16 protein-coding genes and 1 tRNA gene are annotated in these 16,306 nt (G+C 73.9%); 8 read left to right on the top strand and 9 right to left on the bottom strand.

All coding sequences use genetic code 11. The features are described 5' to 3' along the window. Positions 1-1,180: BACON domain-containing protein (locus KSNIM_RS21205; RefSeq protein WP_411543750.1), on the top strand; the 1,180-nt coding region annotated here is incomplete at its 5' end. 33 nt (positions 1,181-1,213) lie between these two features. Here KSNIM_RS21205 and KSNIM_RS21200 read toward each other — a convergent pair. Together KSNIM_RS21200 and KSNIM_RS21195 are read right to left on the bottom strand one after the other, a co-directional pair. Beyond that, positions 1,214-1,990: a hypothetical protein gene (locus tag KSNIM_RS21200; protein WP_263104770.1), complete on the bottom strand. Its 777-nt coding sequence runs from the start codon at positions 1,988-1,990 to the stop codon at positions 1,214-1,216. Between the two features lie 129 nt (positions 1,991-2,119). Next, positions 2,120-2,662 carry a SigE family RNA polymerase sigma factor gene (locus KSNIM_RS21195; protein ID WP_263104769.1) on the bottom strand — a complete coding sequence of 181 codons (543 nt, stop codon included), beginning with the start codon at positions 2,660-2,662 and terminating at the stop codon, positions 2,120-2,122. A 272-nt stretch (positions 2,663-2,934) separates the two neighbouring features. Here KSNIM_RS21195 and KSNIM_RS21190 point away from each other — a divergent pair, with 272 nt between their 5' ends. After that, positions 2,935-3,831: an IS5 family transposase gene (locus tag KSNIM_RS21190; protein ID WP_263108050.1), complete on the top strand. Its 897-nt coding sequence runs from the start codon at positions 2,935-2,937 to the stop codon at positions 3,829-3,831. A gap of 23 nt (positions 3,832-3,854) precedes the next feature. Here KSNIM_RS21190 and KSNIM_RS21185 read toward each other — a convergent pair whose 3' ends face one another. After that, positions 3,855-5,195 carry a DUF1254 domain-containing protein gene (locus KSNIM_RS21185; protein WP_263104768.1) on the bottom strand — a complete coding sequence of 447 codons (1,341 nt, stop codon included), beginning with the start codon at positions 5,193-5,195 and terminating at the stop codon, positions 3,855-3,857. Between the two features lie 144 nt (positions 5,196-5,339). Here KSNIM_RS21185 and KSNIM_RS21180 point away from each other — a divergent pair, with 144 nt between their 5' ends. Further along, complete coding sequence (locus tag KSNIM_RS21180; protein WP_263104767.1) at positions 5,340-6,371, top strand: NAD-dependent epimerase/dehydratase family protein; 1,032 nt, start codon at positions 5,340-5,342, stop codon at positions 6,369-6,371. A gap of 93 nt (positions 6,372-6,464) precedes the next feature. Here the strand turns inward: KSNIM_RS21180 and KSNIM_RS21175 are convergent, their stop codons facing one another. Together KSNIM_RS21175 and KSNIM_RS21170 are read right to left on the bottom strand one after the other, a co-directional pair. Beyond that, on the bottom strand, positions 6,465-7,514 hold the full coding sequence (locus KSNIM_RS21175; protein WP_263104766.1) for a family 2 encapsulin nanocompartment cargo protein polyprenyl transferase: 1,050 nt from the start codon (positions 7,512-7,514) through the stop codon (positions 6,465-6,467). Positions 7,515-7,683: 169 nt separating this feature from the next. Further along, on the bottom strand, positions 7,684-9,108 hold the full coding sequence (locus KSNIM_RS21170; RefSeq protein ID WP_263104765.1) for a family 2B encapsulin nanocompartment shell protein: 1,425 nt from the start codon (positions 9,106-9,108) through the stop codon (positions 7,684-7,686). 488 nt (positions 9,109-9,596) lie between these two features. On the opposite strand from KSNIM_RS21170, the gene KSNIM_RS21165 reads away from it, so the two are divergent. After that, on the top strand, positions 9,597-10,661 hold the full coding sequence (locus tag KSNIM_RS21165) for an ATP-grasp domain-containing protein (protein ID WP_263104764.1): 1,065 nt from the start codon (positions 9,597-9,599) through the stop codon (positions 10,659-10,661). Between the two features lie 86 nt (positions 10,662-10,747). Here the strand turns inward: KSNIM_RS21165 and KSNIM_RS21160 are convergent, their stop codons facing one another. Both KSNIM_RS21160 and KSNIM_RS21155 read right to left on the bottom strand, forming a co-directional pair. Next, positions 10,748-11,302 (bottom strand): methylated-DNA--[protein]-cysteine S-methyltransferase, encoded by a 555-nt coding sequence (locus KSNIM_RS21160; RefSeq protein ID WP_317634042.1) that lies wholly within the window; start codon positions 11,300-11,302, stop codon positions 10,748-10,750. Positions 11,303-11,312: 10 nt separating this feature from the next. After that, positions 11,313-11,690 carry a nuclear transport factor 2 family protein gene (locus tag KSNIM_RS21155; protein WP_263104763.1) on the bottom strand — a complete coding sequence of 126 codons (378 nt, stop codon included), beginning with the start codon at positions 11,688-11,690 and terminating at the stop codon, positions 11,313-11,315. Positions 11,691-11,791: 101 nt separating this feature from the next. On the opposite strand from KSNIM_RS21155, the gene KSNIM_RS21150 reads away from it, so the two are divergent. Continuing rightward, entirely contained in the window at positions 11,792-12,376 is a 585-nt protein-coding gene (locus KSNIM_RS21150; RefSeq protein WP_263104762.1) for a TetR/AcrR family transcriptional regulator, read from the top strand. 63 nt (positions 12,377-12,439) lie between these two features. On the opposite strand, the gene KSNIM_RS21145 is transcribed toward KSNIM_RS21150, so the two are convergent. After that, the gene (locus KSNIM_RS21145; protein WP_263104761.1) at positions 12,440-12,673 is read right to left on the bottom strand and encodes a hypothetical protein; all 234 of its coding nucleotides are present in this window, start codon (positions 12,671-12,673) and stop codon (positions 12,440-12,442) included. A gap of 404 nt (positions 12,674-13,077) precedes the next feature. Continuing rightward, positions 13,078-13,151 (bottom strand) — tRNA-Thr (locus tag KSNIM_RS21140). Between the two features lie 306 nt (positions 13,152-13,457). Between KSNIM_RS21140 and KSNIM_RS21135 the strand changes: the two genes are divergently transcribed. The 3 genes from KSNIM_RS21135 to KSNIM_RS21125 all read left to right on the top strand — a co-directional run bounded on the left by KSNIM_RS21135 (position 13,458) and on the right by KSNIM_RS21125 (position 16,255). Next, positions 13,458-14,549 (top strand): ABC transporter ATP-binding protein, encoded by a 1,092-nt coding sequence (locus tag KSNIM_RS21135; RefSeq protein WP_263104760.1) that lies wholly within the window; start codon positions 13,458-13,460, stop codon positions 14,547-14,549. A 233-nt stretch (positions 14,550-14,782) separates the two neighbouring features. Further along, on the top strand, positions 14,783-15,211 hold the full coding sequence (locus KSNIM_RS21130) for a hypothetical protein (protein ID WP_263104759.1): 429 nt from the start codon (positions 14,783-14,785) through the stop codon (positions 15,209-15,211). Between the two features lie 243 nt (positions 15,212-15,454). Further along, entirely contained in the window at positions 15,455-16,255 is an 801-nt protein-coding gene (locus KSNIM_RS21125; protein ID WP_411543749.1) for an NDP-sugar synthase, read from the top strand. The last annotated feature ends 51 nt before the right edge of the window (positions 16,256-16,306 follow it).

The raw sequence follows: 16,306 nt of genomic DNA, 5'->3' as shown, positions 1-16,306 counted from the left end.
GGTCCCGGACGGTGCGGCGGGCGCGGCCTTCCTGGCGGGGGCCGCGGCCGGCCGCCGGCTGGCCGCCTCGCCCGCGCAGGGTCCGGCGGCGATCCGCTTCGACCAGCGCGGCTTCCCCCGGCACCGGGCCCCCTCCGCCGGGCTGGCCCTGGTGCGGCAGCGGGTGGTGACCACCGGCGTCCTGGCGGCCGTCCTGACGGCGCCGGTGGTGGCGCTGTGGGCGGCGTACCGCGGTGGCGAGGGTGTCGGGTCCGCCGCGCCGGTCTCCTCCGTTCGGGTGGACTCGCCGGGGCTGTCCCCGGACGCGTCCGCGGCGGAGCAGCCGACCGGACAGGATGCCGGCGCCGAGGGGACCGGTGAGCAGGGCGACGGTGCGCAGGGTGGCGGCCTGCACCTGGCGGGGGCGCCGGCTGCAGAAACGTTGCTGCCGGTGGTCGAGGGCGCGGCCGTCCCGGTGCCCTCGCAGGGCTCCCGGGGTCTGGCCGCAGCCGAGGTCGCCCCGGCGGCGCCGGCGCTGCCCACCCGGCCCGGGCAGCTCACCGTGGAGGCCAGCGAGTGGGGCAACCGCACAGTGATCACGCTCACCAACTCCGGCGGCACCGTCATCCACTGGCACGCCGTGGTCGGTGTGGACTGGCTGCGGCTCAGCCGGGACGAGGGCACCCTGGAGCCCGGGCAGCGGATCACCGTGACCGTGACGGTGGACGAGGAGCGCGCCCCGTCCGGGCACTGGACGGCGAAGATCGCGCTGCCGCCGTCCCAGGCCGTGGTCACCCTGGAGGGCGGGCCCGTCCAGCGCGGCGGGGAGCCAGGCGGTCCGGCCGGCGGCGGCTCGCCCGCCCCCGGCACCCCGAGCACCACGCCCGGTGCGGGCTCGGGCGGTACCGGCTCCGGCGGCATCGGCTCCGGCGGCATCGGGTCCGGCGGTACCGGGTCCGGCGGTACGGGCTCGGGCGGTGGCCCCTCGGAGCCGGGTGGCAGCCGGAGTCCCGAGCCGAGCAGCACCGGCAGCAGCGGCAGCACCGGCGGAACGGGCAGCGGCGGGTCGGGCGGTGCGTCCGGTCCTGCCGGTGACGCCTCGCCGCCGGCCGCCGGGGGTTCCGGGCCGGCCCACGGCAGCGATCCGGCGCCGGGTCGGGACGCCGCTTCGCCGCCGCCTTCGGGCGGTGCCACCCCGTAGCCGGCGTGGATCCGTCCCGGCGGCGCGATCGGGTCAGTGCTGCGCGGTGTCGCCGCGGAGGCCGGTGTCCTCCACCGCGCGGTCCCAGACCGGGTCGACGGCTATCACCCGGAGCTGGTCGACCGTCAGTGGCGGGTCGGTGCGGCTCGTGCTCTCGCCGGGCTCCGACGAGTTCCATTCGGTGACCGACACCCGCTTGCCGGACGGGGTGGCGAGCAGGCACCACCAGGACTTGGCCCCGCTGTCGGCGTAGCCGGACTTCCAGGTCATCAGGGCGGAGCCGTCGGGCAGCGTGACCCGGTTGCAGGCGACCTCGGGGTGCTGCGGCTCGGGGCAGGAGGTGGACTGCAGCACGGTCCGCACGGTGTCGCGCCAGACCGCCGTCCGGACGCCGGCCCGGCCGTGGCCGTCGTCCACGGCGATCTCCACCAGGGGAGCCGTCCCGGCCTCGGTGGAACCGGCCGTCCCGGTGCCGCGGACGTCGACGATCCGCCAGCCGTCCAGGTGCGGTCTGAGCGCCGCCACCATCTCCTGGTCGGTCATGCCGGTGCTGGTGGCGGAGTCCGCCGCGGTCCGGTCCGACCGGCCGCCGCCGCCGGGAACGGACGCCAGCACCGCTCCGCCGCCCGCGATCACTGCCAGCGCCGCCATCCCGCCGACGACGGACGCGGCTCGGCGGCGGCGCAGGGCCCGGCCGCGTTCCACGGCACCGAGCACGATCTGCGGACGGTCGGCCAGGAAGCCGTCACCGGCCTCCCGGAAGAGCTGGACGAGCTCCTCCTCGGGGAGTGGCTCGGGTGAGTCGGACATGGCTGGTTCACCGTCTCTGCAGTCGGATCGGGTGGTTCTCGATGGTCGGGGGGATCGGGCGGGCGGATCAGTCGGGCGAGGTGGTCGGGCGAGGTGGTCGGGCAGCGTGGTGCTCGGGTCGGTGCACCGTCAGCGCAGGGCGAGGTCGGGGAGGGCGTCGCCGATCAGTGCCCGAAGCCGGGTGAGCGCCCGCGAGGTCTGCGTCCGGACGGCGCCCGGGCTGGCCCCCAGCAGCTCGGCGGTCTCCTCGACGCTGACGTCCTCCCAGTAGCGGAGCACCAGCACGGCGCGGTCCCGCGGCGAGAGCCTGGCGAGCGCCTCGATCAGGGTGACCCGCAACGAGGAGTCGCCGGTCGGGGCGGCCCGGTCCGGCAGGTCCCCGACGGGGCGCTCGGTGCTGCTGCGGCGCCTGAGGTGCGAGAGGAACAGGCGGTAGAGCACGCCCTGGGCGTAGGCCGCGGGGTTGTCGATCCGCCGGGTGCCGGGGCGCCAGCCGCCGGTGCGCCAGACCGCGTACATCCGGCCGAGCGTCTCCTGGACGAGGTCCTCGGCGAGGTGGGTGTCACCACCCGTCAACAGGCATGCGGAACGGTAGAGATGGCTCGATCGGGTCGCCGCGAACTCCAGGAACTCGTCGTCCCTGGTGCCGCGCCCCGCTCCGCCCCCGGCCATGCCCGTCCCCTCCTCCCCCGCTCCGCCGCCGTGCGCCTCCTCCTGTAGGACGCCGCGGGGACGGCACGGCGTTACAGCCTGCGCCGCCCTTTTCCGGACGACCGTTCGGATGCGGTGGGCCCGGGAGCGGGGCCACGACCGCGAGCGGGGCGACGACCGGGAGCCGGGGGTGGCCCGGCTCGGGGACGGGCCCGGCTCAGAAAGTGTTGGGTAATTGATCAACTGCGAGACGTGATGCGCGGGCGGTGATCTTTGCGGCCGTGGTGTTCGCGATGATCGCCGCCATGTGTGTCTGCGTGTGCAAGCCGTCCTATGACTCGTCGTTGACGGATGCCCAGTGGGCGGTGATCGAGCCGTTGTTGCCGGTGCGGGATCCGCGCCGGGCGGGTCGTCGGTTGAAGTTCCCGCGTCGGCTGGTCGTGGACACCGTGCTGTACGTGCTGGTCAGTGGCTGTGCCTGGCGGTTGGTTCCGCACGACCTCGCCCCGTGGGACGTGGCCTACCGGTGGTTCCGGGTCTGGGCGGCGGACGGCACCTGGGACCGGGTCCACGACGCGCTGCGCGAGCGGGTGCGGGTGGCGGACGGCCGGGACCCGCAGCCCTCGGCGGCGGTGCTGGACTCTCAGTCCGCCCGCAGCCACCAGGGCGGGCAGGCGATCGGCTACGACGCGGGCAAGCGCGTGCGGGGCCGCAAGCGGCACCTGCTGGTGGACACCTGCGGGCTGGTGCTCCGGGCGGTCGTGCACTCGGCCTCGGTGCAGGACCGGGCCGGCGCGAAGTTGGTTCTCGCCGGCCTGCGGGAGGTGTTTCCGCAGGCCGGGCTGGTCTGGGTGGACGGCGGCTACGTGAACGTCGTCGACGCGGGGCTGGTCGGCTGGGCGGCCGAGCACGAGAGGCTGGAGATCGTCGCGGTGCCCCGAAACGCGGATGTGAAAGGCTTCCAGGTGCTGCCCCGCCGGTGGGTGGTCGAGCGGACATTCTCCTGGCTGGGACGGTGCAGACGGTTGGCACGGGACTACGAGCGCAAGACCGCGCACGCCGAAGCAATGATAAAGGTCGCCATGATCCGGCTCATGGCCGCCCGCCTCGCCGGCGAGGAGATCGAACCACGCGGCCCCATCGAGACCGAAGCAGCCCGCCGCCTCGCCGACGACCTCGAGAACCAGTAATCACCCGATTACCCAACACTTTCTCAGGGGCCGACGATCAGCGGCGGCCGCTGCCAGCGGCCGTCGAGGACGGTGGGCTCGGGACCGTACACCCGCAGCACGGCCATGAACGGTCCGGCGGGGACGGGCAGCCAGTTGGCCAGCTCCCGCGGGTCCTCGGGGCGTTCGTGCCGGAGACGGAGGGTCAGGCCGCCGTCCTCGTCGGCGGCGAGGCCGGGGGTGCGGTCGCCGATCGCGTACCGGTCGATCGGGTTGGCGGCCAGCAGCTGGTCGGGCAGCCCGTAGACGGTGACGGACCAGAAGTACCGGGCGGGCGGGCGGCCCCCGGGCGGGAAGCGGAGGGTGTAGGAGCGGACCGAACCGTCCAGCGGGCGGCCGACCGCACCACCCGGGCCACCCGGACCGTCCTCGGTGGTCCAGCCGGTGTACCAGGCCTCCTCGACCGGCAGTCCGTACAGGCCGCGGAGCACGCCGATCGCCCGGCCGAGATGGTCGGTGCCGAGCTGGACCCTCGTCCCGAACAGGGCGGTGGAGTCGTGGCTCCCGGCCACCGCCCCGCTCAGCCGGGTCCGGGCGTCGGCGATGCCCCGGGCCATCGCCCCGCGGATCTCCAGGGGCAGCGCGGCCGGTTCGAAGTCTCCGGCGCCGATGCCGAGTTCGGCGAGGCGGCGGCGCAGGTCGGTGTCGGCCGGCAGCGCCGGGAAGAAGCCGAGCAGGAAGTCGAGGAAGGAGAAGAACTCCAGGCTGTCGAGGACCTCCTCGCGCCAGACCGGCCAGACCGGGTCGGGTGCGGGCGGCGGCGGTTCGGTGCCCAGGTGGGCGCTCAGCGGGCGCAGCCGGTAGCCGGCCTGGACCTGCTCCAGGGCCGGGACGTCCTCGGGCCCCGCCAGGTAGGTCCGTCCGACGATGCCGACCAGTCGGGTGTCGGCGTGCAGGACGCCGTCGAAGCCCTCACCCGACATGCCGCGGTGGTCCGGGCCGAGGACGAGGTGGCGGCCGGCGCCGTTGCCGGTGGTGCGGGAGCCGACGAAGCCGACGTAGCAGGTGTCGAGGTCGTGCAGCGGCAGCACGTGGTAGCGGTCGGTGGCCGGGACCTCCAGCACCCACGGCTCGGCCCGCAGGTCGAGCCAGGCCCAGGAGTAGGGGGTGTCGTTGTTCGGGGTGACGACATCGGTGTTGGCCGGGGTGAAGGGATGCGGGTAGTGGCGGAAGACACCGAAGCCGCCGACGTAGCGGGGGTCCGCGTCGTCGACGGCCTGCGCGTAGAGCGTCCGGTAGTTCTCCAGCATCGGCAGCGCCCAGATCCAGGCCTCCGCCGCCGTGCCCCGCACCGTGGCCTCATCCACCAGGACCGGGTTGCCCATGCCGTCACACTCCCACCTGTCGGACGAATCGGTACGGAGTGAGACTAATGACCCACCCGACCGACCGGTGGCCGACGCCGCCGCCCGGTCCGCCAGGAGTGAACGCCCGTGTGCGGACGGACCGGGCCGGAGAGGGTCAGCGGTATGAACATCCTCATTCTCGGCGGCTCGTCCTTCCTCGGCCGGGCCTACGTCTCGGACGCCCTCGCCCGCGGTCACCGGGTCACCACCTTCAACCGCGGCGTCACCGGGTCCGACCTGCCCGGTGTCGAGGCCGTCCACGGCGACCGGACCAGACCGGAGGACCTCGCCCGGCTCGTCGACGGCCGCAGCTGGGACGCCGTGGTCGACACCTCGGGCCAGCAGCCGCACGCCGTCGCGCAGGCCGCCCGGCTGCTGCGCGACAGGGCCGGCCACTACAGCTTCGTCTCCTCGATCCACGCCTTCGCCGACTGGCCGGCCCGGCCCGTCGACGAGACCTCCGCCACCTTCGACTGCCCGGCCGACACCCCGCCGGACCAGCCCCCCGCCAACGCGCTGAAGGCGGGCTGCGAGCGCGCCGTGACGGAGTACTTCGGCGACCGCTCCACGCTGCTCAACTGCGGCCTGCTGATCGGCCCGCACGAGAACGTCGGCCGGCTGCTCTGGTGGCTGGAGCGGATCGCCCGCGGCGGGCAGGTGGTCCTGCCCGGCGACCCGGACCGCGCGATGCAGCTGATCGACGCCCGCGACTTCGCCGCCTTCGGACTCGGCCTGCTGGAGCAGGGGCGGACCGGCCGGTACGTCACCACCGGGCCGGCCGGCGGGACCACCATGGGTGCGATGCTGCGCGCCTGTGCCGGGGCCACCGGCTCCGACGCCGCGTTCGTCCCGGTCGCCGACGAGGCGCTGCTCGCCGCCGGGGTCGTGCCGTGGACGGAGCTGCCGCTGTGGACTCCCGACGAGCCCGACTGGGCCGGCATCTGGCAGGCCGACACCGCCCGGGCCCGGGAGGCAGGTCTGCGCAACCGCCCGGTCGAGGAGACCGTCCGCGACACCTGGGCCTGGATCGGCCGGCGAGGCCCCCGCGACACCCCGTACACCCAGGGCGGGACGCCGCTGGGCATCGCCGCGGAGCAGGAGCGGAAGCTCCTCGCCTCGGCGGCCGGAACGGCGGGGCCCGCCGGGAGCGCCTGAGGCCCGCCGCCGCCGACCCGCCCCCTCGTACGAGCGGGCGGCTGTGCCGGGGGCGGCTGAGTCGGCGAGCGTCCGCGTCGGCGGGCGGCTGCGTCAGCGCGAGCGGCGGGTGACGAGTTCGGCGAGGGCGAGCAGGTCGTCCGCCTCCGAGGGGTCGGGGATGGCCTCGGCGAGGTGGGCGATGGCCGCGGCCATCCGCTCGCAGGACTCGCCCTGGGCCCAGCTGCGGCCGCCGGCCCGGTCCACCGCCGCGGCGGCCCGCTGCAGCTCGGCGGCGTTGAACGGCCGGTCCAGTGCGTAGAGCTCGGCGAGCTCGGCCGCAGCCGGGGTGCCGCTGCTCAGCGCGTACACCACCGGCAGGGACTTCTTCCGGGCGGCGAGGTCGGCGCCGACCGGCTTGCCGGTGACCGCCGGATCGCCCCAGATGCCGATGAGGTCGTCGATGAGCTGGAAGGCCAGGCCGATCTCCCGGCCGAAGGCGTCCATCACGTCGGCGACCGCCTCGCCCGCCCCGGCGTAGAGCGCGCCGAGGGCGCAGGCGCAGCCGAGCAGCGCCCCGGTCTTGCCCTCGGCCATGGCGAGGCACTCCGCCAGGGTGACGTCGCTGCGCTGCTCGAAGGCGCAGTCGGCCTGCTGGCCGGCGCAGAGTTCGACCACGCAGTCGGCGAGCCGGCGGACGGCCGCCGGGGCGGCGGGGTGGGTGTCCTCGGCGAGGACGCGGAGGGCCAGGGAGTGCATGGCGTCGCCGGCCAGGATCGCCTCGGTGGTGCCGAACACCCGCCAGGCGGTGGGACGGTGGCGGCGGGTGCGGTCGCGGTCGATGACGTCGTCGTGGAGCAGCGTGAAGTTGTGCACCAGCTCCACCGCGGCGGCGGCCCGGACGGCGGAGCCGGGGAGGCCGCCGGCGGCCTGGGTGGCGGCGAGCACCAGCGCCGGCCGGATCGCCTTGCCCGCGTCGGCCGCGCTGGGTGTGCCGTCCGCCTCCCACCAGCCGAAGTGGTAGCCGGCGATGCGCCGCATCGAGTCCGGCAGGGTGTCGACGGCCGCGCGCAGGCCGGGGTCGACGGTGCTGCGGGCGCGGGCGAGCACGTCGGCGGCCTCGTTCCCGTCGGTCTGGTCGCGTTCCGGCGCGAAGATCCCCATGATGGTCCTCCCCCTCGGTGTGGTGGCACGGGAGGCCGTACGGCGCCGACCGTGCCCTGAAGCTGTGTGCTGCTGTTCTGCCGTCGTGCGTCGTGCGTCGTGCGTCGTGCGTTGTGCGTTGTGCCGTTGGGGCGCCGTACGTGCGTGAGCTCGGGTGCGGGCGGGCGGATCAGCCGCGCGGGCCGTCCAGGACGACGTTCTCGAGGACGCCCACGGCGTCCGGCACGAGGATCGCGGCGGAGTAGTAGGCGGTGACCAGGTAGGAGATGACGGCCTTCTCGTCGATGCCGGCGAAGCGCACCGAGAGGCTCGGCTCGAACTCGTCGGGGATGCCGGTCTGGTGCAGGCCGATCGCGCCCTGGCTGTCCTCGCCGGTGCGCACGGCGAGGATCGAGCTGGTGCCGTCGGCGATCGGGATCTTGTTGCAGCTGAGGACCGGCACGCCACGCCAGGCCGGCACCCGGCGGCCGTGGACCTCCACCGTGCCGGGGTACAGGCCGCGCCGGTTGAGCTCACGACCGAACGCGGCGATCGCCCTGGGGTGGGCCAGGTAGAACCGGGTGCCGCGGCGGCGGCTGAGCAGGTCGTCCATGTCGTCGGGGGTGGGCGGGCCGGAGTGCGTCTGGATCCGCTGGCTGTGGTCCGCGTTGGTGAGCAGGCCGAACTCCGGGTTGTTGACCAGCTCGTGCTCCTGGCGCTCGCGCAGCGCCTCGACGGTCAGCCGCAGCTGGTGCTCGGTCTGGTCCATCGGCTGGTTGTAGAGGTCGGCGACGCGCGTGTGCACCCGCAGCACCGTCTGGGCGACGCTCAGCTCGTACTCGCGCGGGGCGAGCTCGTAGTCGACGAAGGTCGTGGGCAGCTCGTGCTCGCCGGTGTGGCCCGCGGACATCTCGATCGCGGCCTCGCCGTACTTGTTCTGCGGGCGCCGGGCGCCCTCGGCGAGCACCCTGAGGCGCTCGCGCAGCTCCGGTGCGGTGGCCGCCACCTGCTCGAAGGCGGCGCGGGGCAGGGCGAGCAGGGTGCCGGCGGTGGTGGCGTGCAGGCCGACCGGCCAGCGGGCGTCCCCGCCGAGCAATGCCTCGTCGCCCAGGTGGTCGCCGTCGGCGTGCGAGCCGAGCACGGTGGCGTCGCCGTAGCGGCCGGTGCCGTGCCGCTCGACCTTGCCGTGCGCGACCAGCAACAGCTCGCCGAGCGGGTCGCCGGCGGCCACCAGCTGCTCGCCGGCCCGGAAATCCCGCTGCACGAAGCCGGCGGCCAGGGCGGCGAGCAGGGCATCGTCCCGCACGTCTCGCAGCAGCGGCAGCTCGCGCAGCGAGGGCGGCAGGACCTCGACCCGCGGACCCGTGCGGACGAACGCGACCCGGCCGCGGCCTGCCGCGTGACTGAGCCGACGGTTCACCCGGTACGTGCCGCCGGACACCTGGACCCAGGGGAGCATCCGCAGCAGCCAGCGCGAGCTGATCTCCTGCATCTGGGGCGCCGACTTGGTGGTGCTGGCCAGATTCCGCGCGCCGGCCGTGCTCAGGCTGGACTGCTGCCGCAGCTGCGGCTCGCCGCCCCGCGCAGGAACACCAGTGCTGGTTTCGGTCGACATCGGGGAACCCTTCGCATGAAGCATGCGCACACCGGACGTGCCGCTTTGTCAAAATATGCTGACGCCCATTCGGCCCCGCCCGCAATCACTCGTACGAGTGGTCAATTCACGCCTGCAAATAGTACGAATAGAGCACACACTCGAAAATGCGGATCGCCGACCGGACGCCGCCCGGGCACCACCGCGGCCCACCACTGCCATGGGCACGTCCATCATCGCCGGACCGCCGACCGCTCCACCCGGCCCGACCGGTCCTGAATTCATCTGACCGCAACATGCCGGAACGCGACGTCACAGGCCCGTCATCGATCGCCAACTAGCCTGGTGTACTGGGATGTTGATCGACCGCCACCGCGACACCCCACCCCCCGTCCGCCCGGCCCGGCCCGGGCGCTAAGGTGCCACCTCAAGAGCGCGGCAAGACGCCGGCAGGCAGGCCGCCCCGACCGCGCCCTCCCACCGTTGCGCCCTTTTCCAGGGAGACCCCCGTGAGCGCCCCCGTTCGCGTCTGGCTGAACCGTACCTACGCCGAGAACGTCTTCTTCATCGACCTGCTGCGCGCCGCTCCGCGCCCGGTCGAGATCCATGCCACGCACGTCGACCCGGACTCCCCGGTGCTCGCCGCCGCGGACTTCGGATCGCTCGAACCCGACGGCCTCTCCCCCGAGGCGTATGTGGAATTCGCGCTGGAATTCTGCGCCCGGCACAGCATAGACGTCTTCCTCCCCCGACTTGGTCAACTCGCGATATCCCTGCGGCGGCGCGACTTCGAGGCGATCGGCACCGCGCTGGTGTGCCCGTCGGCCGCGGCGATCGCCGTCTTCGAGAGCAAGGCCGACGGCTACGCGGCGATGGCAGCGGCCGGCCTGCCGGTGCCGCTGTGGCGGCACGTCCGCACCGCCGACGAGCTGCTCGCCGCGGTCGAGGAGATCGAGGAGGACGGTTCGACGGCCTGCCTCAAGCCGGCCTCCGGCGCCGGCGGCGAGGGTTTCCGGGTGCTCACCAGGGAGCCGTTCAGCCTGCGCCGGCTCGCCGGCTTCCCCGACGCCAGCGTCCAGCTCGACCTGGTGCTGAACGCCCTGGAGCAGAGCCCAGAGCCGGCCGACCTGCTGGTGATGCCGCTGCTGGAAGGCCCGGAGGTCTCGGTCGACTGCCTCACCTCCCCCGACGGCCGGCTGCTCGCCGCGGTCGGCCGGAGCAAGACCCGGCGCCGCCGGACCTTCACCACGGACCCGCGTTACCTGGAGCCCACCCGCCGGCTCGTCGAGAGCTTCGGGGTCTCCTACCTCTCCAACGTCCAGTACCGGCACCACCACGGCCGCCCGGTCGTGCTCGACGTCAACACCCGCCCCTCCGGCGGGCTGCACCAGCTCCGGCTGTGCGGGCTCAACCTGCCCTGGACGGCCGTGCAGCTGGCCCTCGGCGAGACCCCGGCGACCGCCTTCGCCGCCGACCTGCTCGACACCGAGTACACCCTGGTCTCCGGCATCCAGCCGGTGCTGCCGCGGCAGCGCACCCACGAGTGGCAGCTCGGGGCGGCCGCCGCCGTCTGATCCCACCCCGCCGGAGCGGGCGTGCCCGGCCCCCCTCGGGGCGGACCTGCCTCTCCCCGCCGGAGCTGGTACGACGGACGGGCCGGTCAGCCGACGGGCCCGTTCCAGTCCAGCGTGGGCGGCAGTACGCCCTCCAGGGTGAGCAGCCAGCGCTTGGTCTCCAGCCCCTGCGGCCCGCCGCCGAACCCGCCGAGGCCGTCCGCGGCCACCACCCGGTGGCACGGCACCAGCAGGGCGAGCGGGTTGGCGCCCATCATCTGCCCGACCGTGCGGGCGGCCAGGCCGGGTTCGGCGACGTCCTCGAAGACCCCGCTGCGGGCGGCGAGTTCGCCGTAGGTGATGGTCCGCCCGTAGCCGACGTCCGCCACCAGCCGCTCCAGCACCACGCGGTGCGGCCCGGTGACGAGGCGCCAGTCGACCGGCAGCTCCAGCACCCGCCGGCTGCCGCCGAAGTACTCGGCCAGCTGCCCGGTCACCGCCTCGACCACCCGGCGCTCGGTGCACTCCGGCGCCCCGGCCGTCGCCCCGGCCACCGGCTCGCCCGCGTACGAGACGGCCGCGACGCCCGCCGGAGTGACCGCCAGCCGCATCGGACCGGTCGGCAGCGGGGTCGGCACGGTGATCCAGGACAACGGCTCCATACCGGCGAACCTACCCCGCGGCCGGCGCCCGGAGGGCCGCCGTGTCGAAGACGACCACGGACCGTGCGACCAGACCGTCCCGCAGCTCCATCCGGTCCACGCCCTCCCAGTGCACCGCGCGGCCGCCCACGGAGGCCGCGGCCCGCCAGGCGATGAACGAGGTGTCGCCGCCGGCGGCGTCCGCGACGACCTGCAGCACGAGGTCGGGGAAGCGCGCCAGCGCTCCGACGACCTGCTCCCGCCACGCGTCGAGCCCGCGGATCGGCTCCGCGCGCCCGGGCCACTCCAGCACGATGTCCGGCGCGCTCAGCCCGTCCAGCCGGGCCGGATCCGGCGCGGCCCAGAAGGCCGCCCAGCGTTCCACGAAGTCCCGGTGCCCTTGGGCCACGGTCCACCCCACTCGGTTGCATGCTCGAAGTACGTACCTTGGGTAGGCAACTTACGTACCGCTAGTATGCGTGTCAACACCGAGGCGGGAGACGGCACATCATGCGACGCACCCAGGCGGACCGGTCCGAGGCGACCACCCGGCAGATCGTCGACGCCGCCACCGGGCACTTCGGCACCTCCGGCTACGCCGCCACCTCGATCGACGGCATCGCCCGCACCGCGGGCCTCACCAAGGGGGCCGTCTACCACCACTTCGACGGCAAGCCCGCGCTGTTGCGCGCCGTCTTCGCCCGCGCCGAGGAGGAGCGCGCCCGGCGCCTCGCCGAGGCCGCCGCCGGACTCGAACCCTGGGCCGCCGTCCGGGCCGGCTGCCACGCCTTCCTCGACGGCTGCCTCGACCCGGCCGCCCGGCAGATCCTGCTGCTCGACGGGCCCGCAGTCCTCGGCTGGGACGAGGTCCGCGCGGTCGAGGCCGAGCACTCCACCGCCCTGCTGCGCCGCGGCCTGGCCAAGGCATCGCCCGGCAGCGACCCGGAGATCCGCACGCACCTGCTGCTCGGCGCGCTCTGCGAAGCGGGCATGCTGCTGGCCAGGGCGACCGATCCGACCGCCGCCCTGGCCGCCGTCGGCACCGAGATCGACACCCTGCTGGACGCACTCGCGGCACGCGGGAACGCAGACTGATCAGCCCGCCGAACGGCGCGCGGAACGGCGCCGGCCCGCGTCAGTCCAGCACGGGTCGTCGGCTCACAGGTGCTCGGCCAGGTACTGCGAGAGGTTCCGGCACCAGCCGGTCAGCTCCTCGCGCGACGTCGCCCTGCCCTGGCAGAGCTCGCCGACCTGGGCATCGTCGAGCCGGCTCGCGCCGGACGCATCCAGCATGTGCGCCATCTGCCCGAGCATCGTCGACAGCCGCTTGGCGTCGTCGTGGCTCAGCATCACCAGCGCATCGGTGTGGCCGATCGTGACAGAACCGGGCATCGCGGCCTCCCGCGGGTCTCACGCCTGCCGCCAGGCGTCTCCGGCCCCCCGTCCACCGTACGACCGCCGGAGGCCCCCCGGCGCGCCCAGCCCGCCACTCCCACTCGTCCGATGATCGAACAAACCCTCTGAGGTGCCCGCGAAGCATCTGGCCGGGGCGAACCTTCGCTTCAAGAATCGTCGGCCCGCCCGGCTCGCGTCGGAACGCACCGGCCACCGCCGGACGGGCACGCTCGGGCCGCTCGAACAGGACGGCGGCCGCCAGACTCGATCAGCGCACGGAATCGGAACACGGCCGGCAGCGCAGGGGAGGTCACCGCGCAGCATGCGAACTCCCAAGACGGAAGGGCCGACCCCCGAGGAAATGCCCTCGCGAGCCGGCCCTTCTCGTCCCTTCGCAACGGAGCCCCCTGTCGGGTTCGAACCGACGACCCCCGCTTTACAAGAGCGGTGCTCTGGCCAGCTGAGCTAAGGAGGCACGGTGACCGTCCGCGGCGGACCACGGCGGTACCACGGGCAGTGTAGCGGGCCGGTGCGGGGCGGCGCCGTCGGTTTTGGCCGGTGGGACGGGGCGTCGGGTGGGTGATTCGGGCGATGTGTCCGGCTTGTGATCGGACTGATGCCGAATTCGGCCGCCGGCGGGGGCTGACAACCGGATGAACGTGCGGGTACGGTCGCGGGGAGACCGCCCCCGTTCGACTCCTGAACGCGGGCTCCGGTCACGACAATCCAGCCTTTACTCGGATCGTCCGGCACGTTCCTGCCGGTGAAGGAGAGCACAGCCATGGCTTCTGTCACGTTCGACAAGGCGACCCGCCTGTACCCCGGCGGCACCAAGCCCGCCGTCGACGCCCTGGACCTGCACGTCGAGGACGGCGAGTTCCTCGTCCTGGTCGGCCCGTCGGGCTGCGGCAAGTCGACCAGCCTCCGCATGCTGGCCGGTCTGGAGGACGTGAACGGCGGCGCCATCCGCATCGGCGACCGCGACGTCACCCACCTGCCGCCGAAGGACCGGGACATCGCCATGGTGTTCCAGAACTACGCGCTGTACCCGCACATGACCGTCGCCGACAACATGGGCTTCGCCCTGAAGATCGCCGGCGTGTCGAAGGCCGAGATCCGCCAGAAGGTGGAGGAGGCCGCGAAGATCCTCGACCTCACCCAGTACCTGGACCGCAAGCCGAAGGCGCTCTCCGGCGGTCAGCGCCAGCGCGTCGCCATGGGCCGCGCGATCGTCCGCGAGCCGCAGGTCTTCCTCATGGACGAGCCGCTGTCCAACCTGGACGCCAAGCTCCGCGTCTCGACCCGCACCCAGATCGCCGGCCTGCAGCGCCGCCTGGGCATCACCACGGTCTACGTCACCCACGACCAGACCGAGGCCATGACCATGGGCGACCGCGTCGCGGTGCTCAAGGACGGTCTGCTGCAGCAGGTCGACTCCCCGCGCCACATGTATGACAAGCCCGCCAACGTCTTCGTGGCCGGCTTCATCGGCTCGCCGGCGATGAACCTCGTCGAGGTCCCGCTGGTCGACGGCGGCGTGAAGTTCGGCGGCTCGGTCATCAACATCTCCCGCGAGGACCTGGCCGGCGCCGGCACCGACAAGACCGTCACCGTCGGCATCCGCCCGGAGCACTTCCAGATCGTCACCGGCGGCGGCATCGAGGGCGTCGCGGTCACCGTCAACGTGGTCGAGGAGCTCGGCGCGGACGGCTACGTCTACGGCACCACCAAGATCGGCGGCGACGACACCGACATCGTCGTGCGCGTCCACGGCCGCCAGGTCCCGCAGAAGGGCGAGACGATCCACGTGGTCCCGACCGGCGGCGAGACCCACGTCTTCTCCACCAGCACGGGCCTGCGCCTGAGCAAGTGAGCCGAGGGCCCGGGAGACCGGGCCGCGCCCACCGCACCGTGACCGGGCCCCGGCGGACATCGTTCCGCCGGGGCCCCGGCGCGTGCGGCGGCCGCCACCGGGCCGCTGGACGCCCCGACCACCCGTCCGGCCGCCCTGCCGTCAACCACGTGACGGAACAAAACAGGACAGCGGTCACTCATTGGTGTAACGGAACGCGACCTTTCCACCACACCCCGCTACGCTCCTGTGTCGTGAAGCAGCTCCTACGCCGTATCGGCCAGACCGTGGCCCTCACCCTGCCGGTGATCCTGGTGACCACCGGCACTCTCGCCGTGACCCGGGTTCCGTGGGCTCCTCCGACGGGCCTCGACCAGCAGGTGGTCGCGGCGTCCAGCAGCGACGGCAGCATCGGCCGCACCTCCGCCGGCGCCGCCGAGAGCCCGCGGGACGCCCTCCGCACGGACCTGCTCAACGAGCTCGACGCGCACAACCCGGGCACCGCGCTGGACCTGCTGGAGCGCACCATGCGCGAGAAGCCCTCGCTGACCCCGTACTGCACCGAGCTCGCCTCGGAGCTCGGCCGCGCCGCGGTCCGCAAGTACCAGGGCGACGTGCAGCGGGCCCGCTCCTTCGCCCGGCCGGTCTGCGACGGCTCCTTCGCCGCCGGCGTCACCGCCTGACGGCCGCTCGGCCGACGCCGCCCGATCGACGGCCCCGCTCCAAAGGCGCTGCCCACCAGGCACCGCCCGATCAGTTCCGACCACCGACAGCGCTGCATCGTCCTGCACCGACGGCTGCGGCGCTGTCGGCTGCCGGGTGCACTCGGGCATCGCGCACAGCAGCAGGGCGCCGGCGCGGCACGGAGGGCTCCAGTGGCGCCGAACCCGTGAGGTCCGATCCGTCCGGACCCTATTGTTCTGGCTATGACCGCTGACCAGACGCCCGCCGACAGGGCCGCGGAGCTCGCGGCCGCCGCCGACCCCGTCACCCTGGCCGCTGCACCCGCCGTCACCCAGGCGGTGATCCTGGCCGGTGGGCAGGGCTCCCGGCTCCGCCCCTACACCGACGACCGTCCGAAGCCGCTGGTGGAGATCCCCGGCACGGGCATCCCGATCGTCGGCCACCAGCTGTCCTGGCTCGCCTCCGAGGGCGTCACCGACGTGGTGATCTCCTGCGGCCACCTCGCCGAGGTGCTGCAGGGGTGGCTGGACAGCACCGACCTGCCGCTGCGGGTCAGCACGGTCGTCGAGCACGAGCCGCTGGGCCGCGGCGGCGGCCTCAAGTACGCCTCGGCGGCGCTGCCGCGGCCGGACGAGCCCTGGTTCGCCACCAACGGCGACATCTGGACGCAGTTCAGCCTGCGCGAGATGGCCGCCTTCCACCACGAGCGGGCGGCGGTGGCCACCCTGGCGCTGGCGCGGCCGCGGATCCCGTGGGGCGCCGTGGAGACCGACCGGTTCGGCAATGTGCTGGACTTCGTCGAGGCGCCGCCCTCGCCCTTCCTCATCAACGCCGGCCTGTACGTCTTCGGGCCGTCGTTCCGGGCGCTGCTGCCCGACGTGGGCGACCACGAGCGGACGACCTTCCCTCAGCTGGCGCGGGCCAAGCAGCTGGCGGGCTATCAACTGCCGCAGGGCTGCTACTGGCGGGCGATCGACACCGTCAAGGACCTCACGGAGGCCGCCAAGGAGCTCGCCGCGGCCGGCCGCCCCGCCGACGACTGACCATTCCGCCGCAGCCGGCCGCATCGCCGAGGACCGTCCTACCGACCGCCA

It is taken from the genome of Kitasatospora sp. DSM 101779, from assembly GCF_025655475.1.
Classification (GTDB): Bacteria; Actinomycetota; Actinomycetes; order Streptomycetales; family Streptomycetaceae; genus Kitasatospora.
Note: the sequence above shows the minus strand (reverse complement) of the source record. Positions and strands in the feature narration are given on the sequence as shown.

Excerpts from the sequence above, each read along its gene's own strand:
- KSNIM_RS21200 (WP_263104770.1), bottom strand. The coding sequence starts at position 1,990 with ATGTCCGACTCACCCGAGCCACTCCCCGAGGAGGAGCTCGTCCAGCTC.
- KSNIM_RS21195 (WP_263104769.1), bottom strand. The coding sequence starts at position 2,662 with ATGGCCGGGGGCGGAGCGGGGCGCGGCACCAGGGACGACGAGTTCCTG.
- KSNIM_RS21190 (WP_263108050.1), top strand. The coding sequence starts at position 2,935 with ATGATCGCCGCCATGTGTGTCTGCGTGTGCAAGCCGTCCTATGACTCG.
- KSNIM_RS21185 (WP_263104768.1), bottom strand. The coding sequence starts at position 5,195 with ATGGGCAACCCGGTCCTGGTGGATGAGGCCACGGTGCGGGGCACGGCG.
- KSNIM_RS21180 (WP_263104767.1), top strand. The coding sequence starts at position 5,340 with ATGAACATCCTCATTCTCGGCGGCTCGTCCTTCCTCGGCCGGGCCTAC.
- KSNIM_RS21175 (WP_263104766.1), bottom strand. The coding sequence starts at position 7,514 with ATGGGGATCTTCGCGCCGGAACGCGACCAGACCGACGGGAACGAGGCC.
- KSNIM_RS21170 (WP_263104765.1), bottom strand. The coding sequence starts at position 9,108 with ATGTCGACCGAAACCAGCACTGGTGTTCCTGCGCGGGGCGGCGAGCCG.
- KSNIM_RS21160 (WP_317634042.1), bottom strand. The coding sequence starts at position 11,302 with ATGGAGCCGTTGTCCTGGATCACCGTGCCGACCCCGCTGCCGACCGGT.
- KSNIM_RS21150 (WP_263104762.1), top strand. The coding sequence starts at position 11,792 with ATGCGACGCACCCAGGCGGACCGGTCCGAGGCGACCACCCGGCAGATC.
- KSNIM_RS21145 (WP_263104761.1), bottom strand. The coding sequence starts at position 12,673 with ATGCCCGGTTCTGTCACGATCGGCCACACCGATGCGCTGGTGATGCTG.
- KSNIM_RS21135 (WP_263104760.1), top strand. The coding sequence starts at position 13,458 with ATGGCTTCTGTCACGTTCGACAAGGCGACCCGCCTGTACCCCGGCGGC.
- KSNIM_RS21125 (WP_411543749.1), top strand. The coding sequence starts at position 15,455 with ATGACCGCTGACCAGACGCCCGCCGACAGGGCCGCGGAGCTCGCGGCC.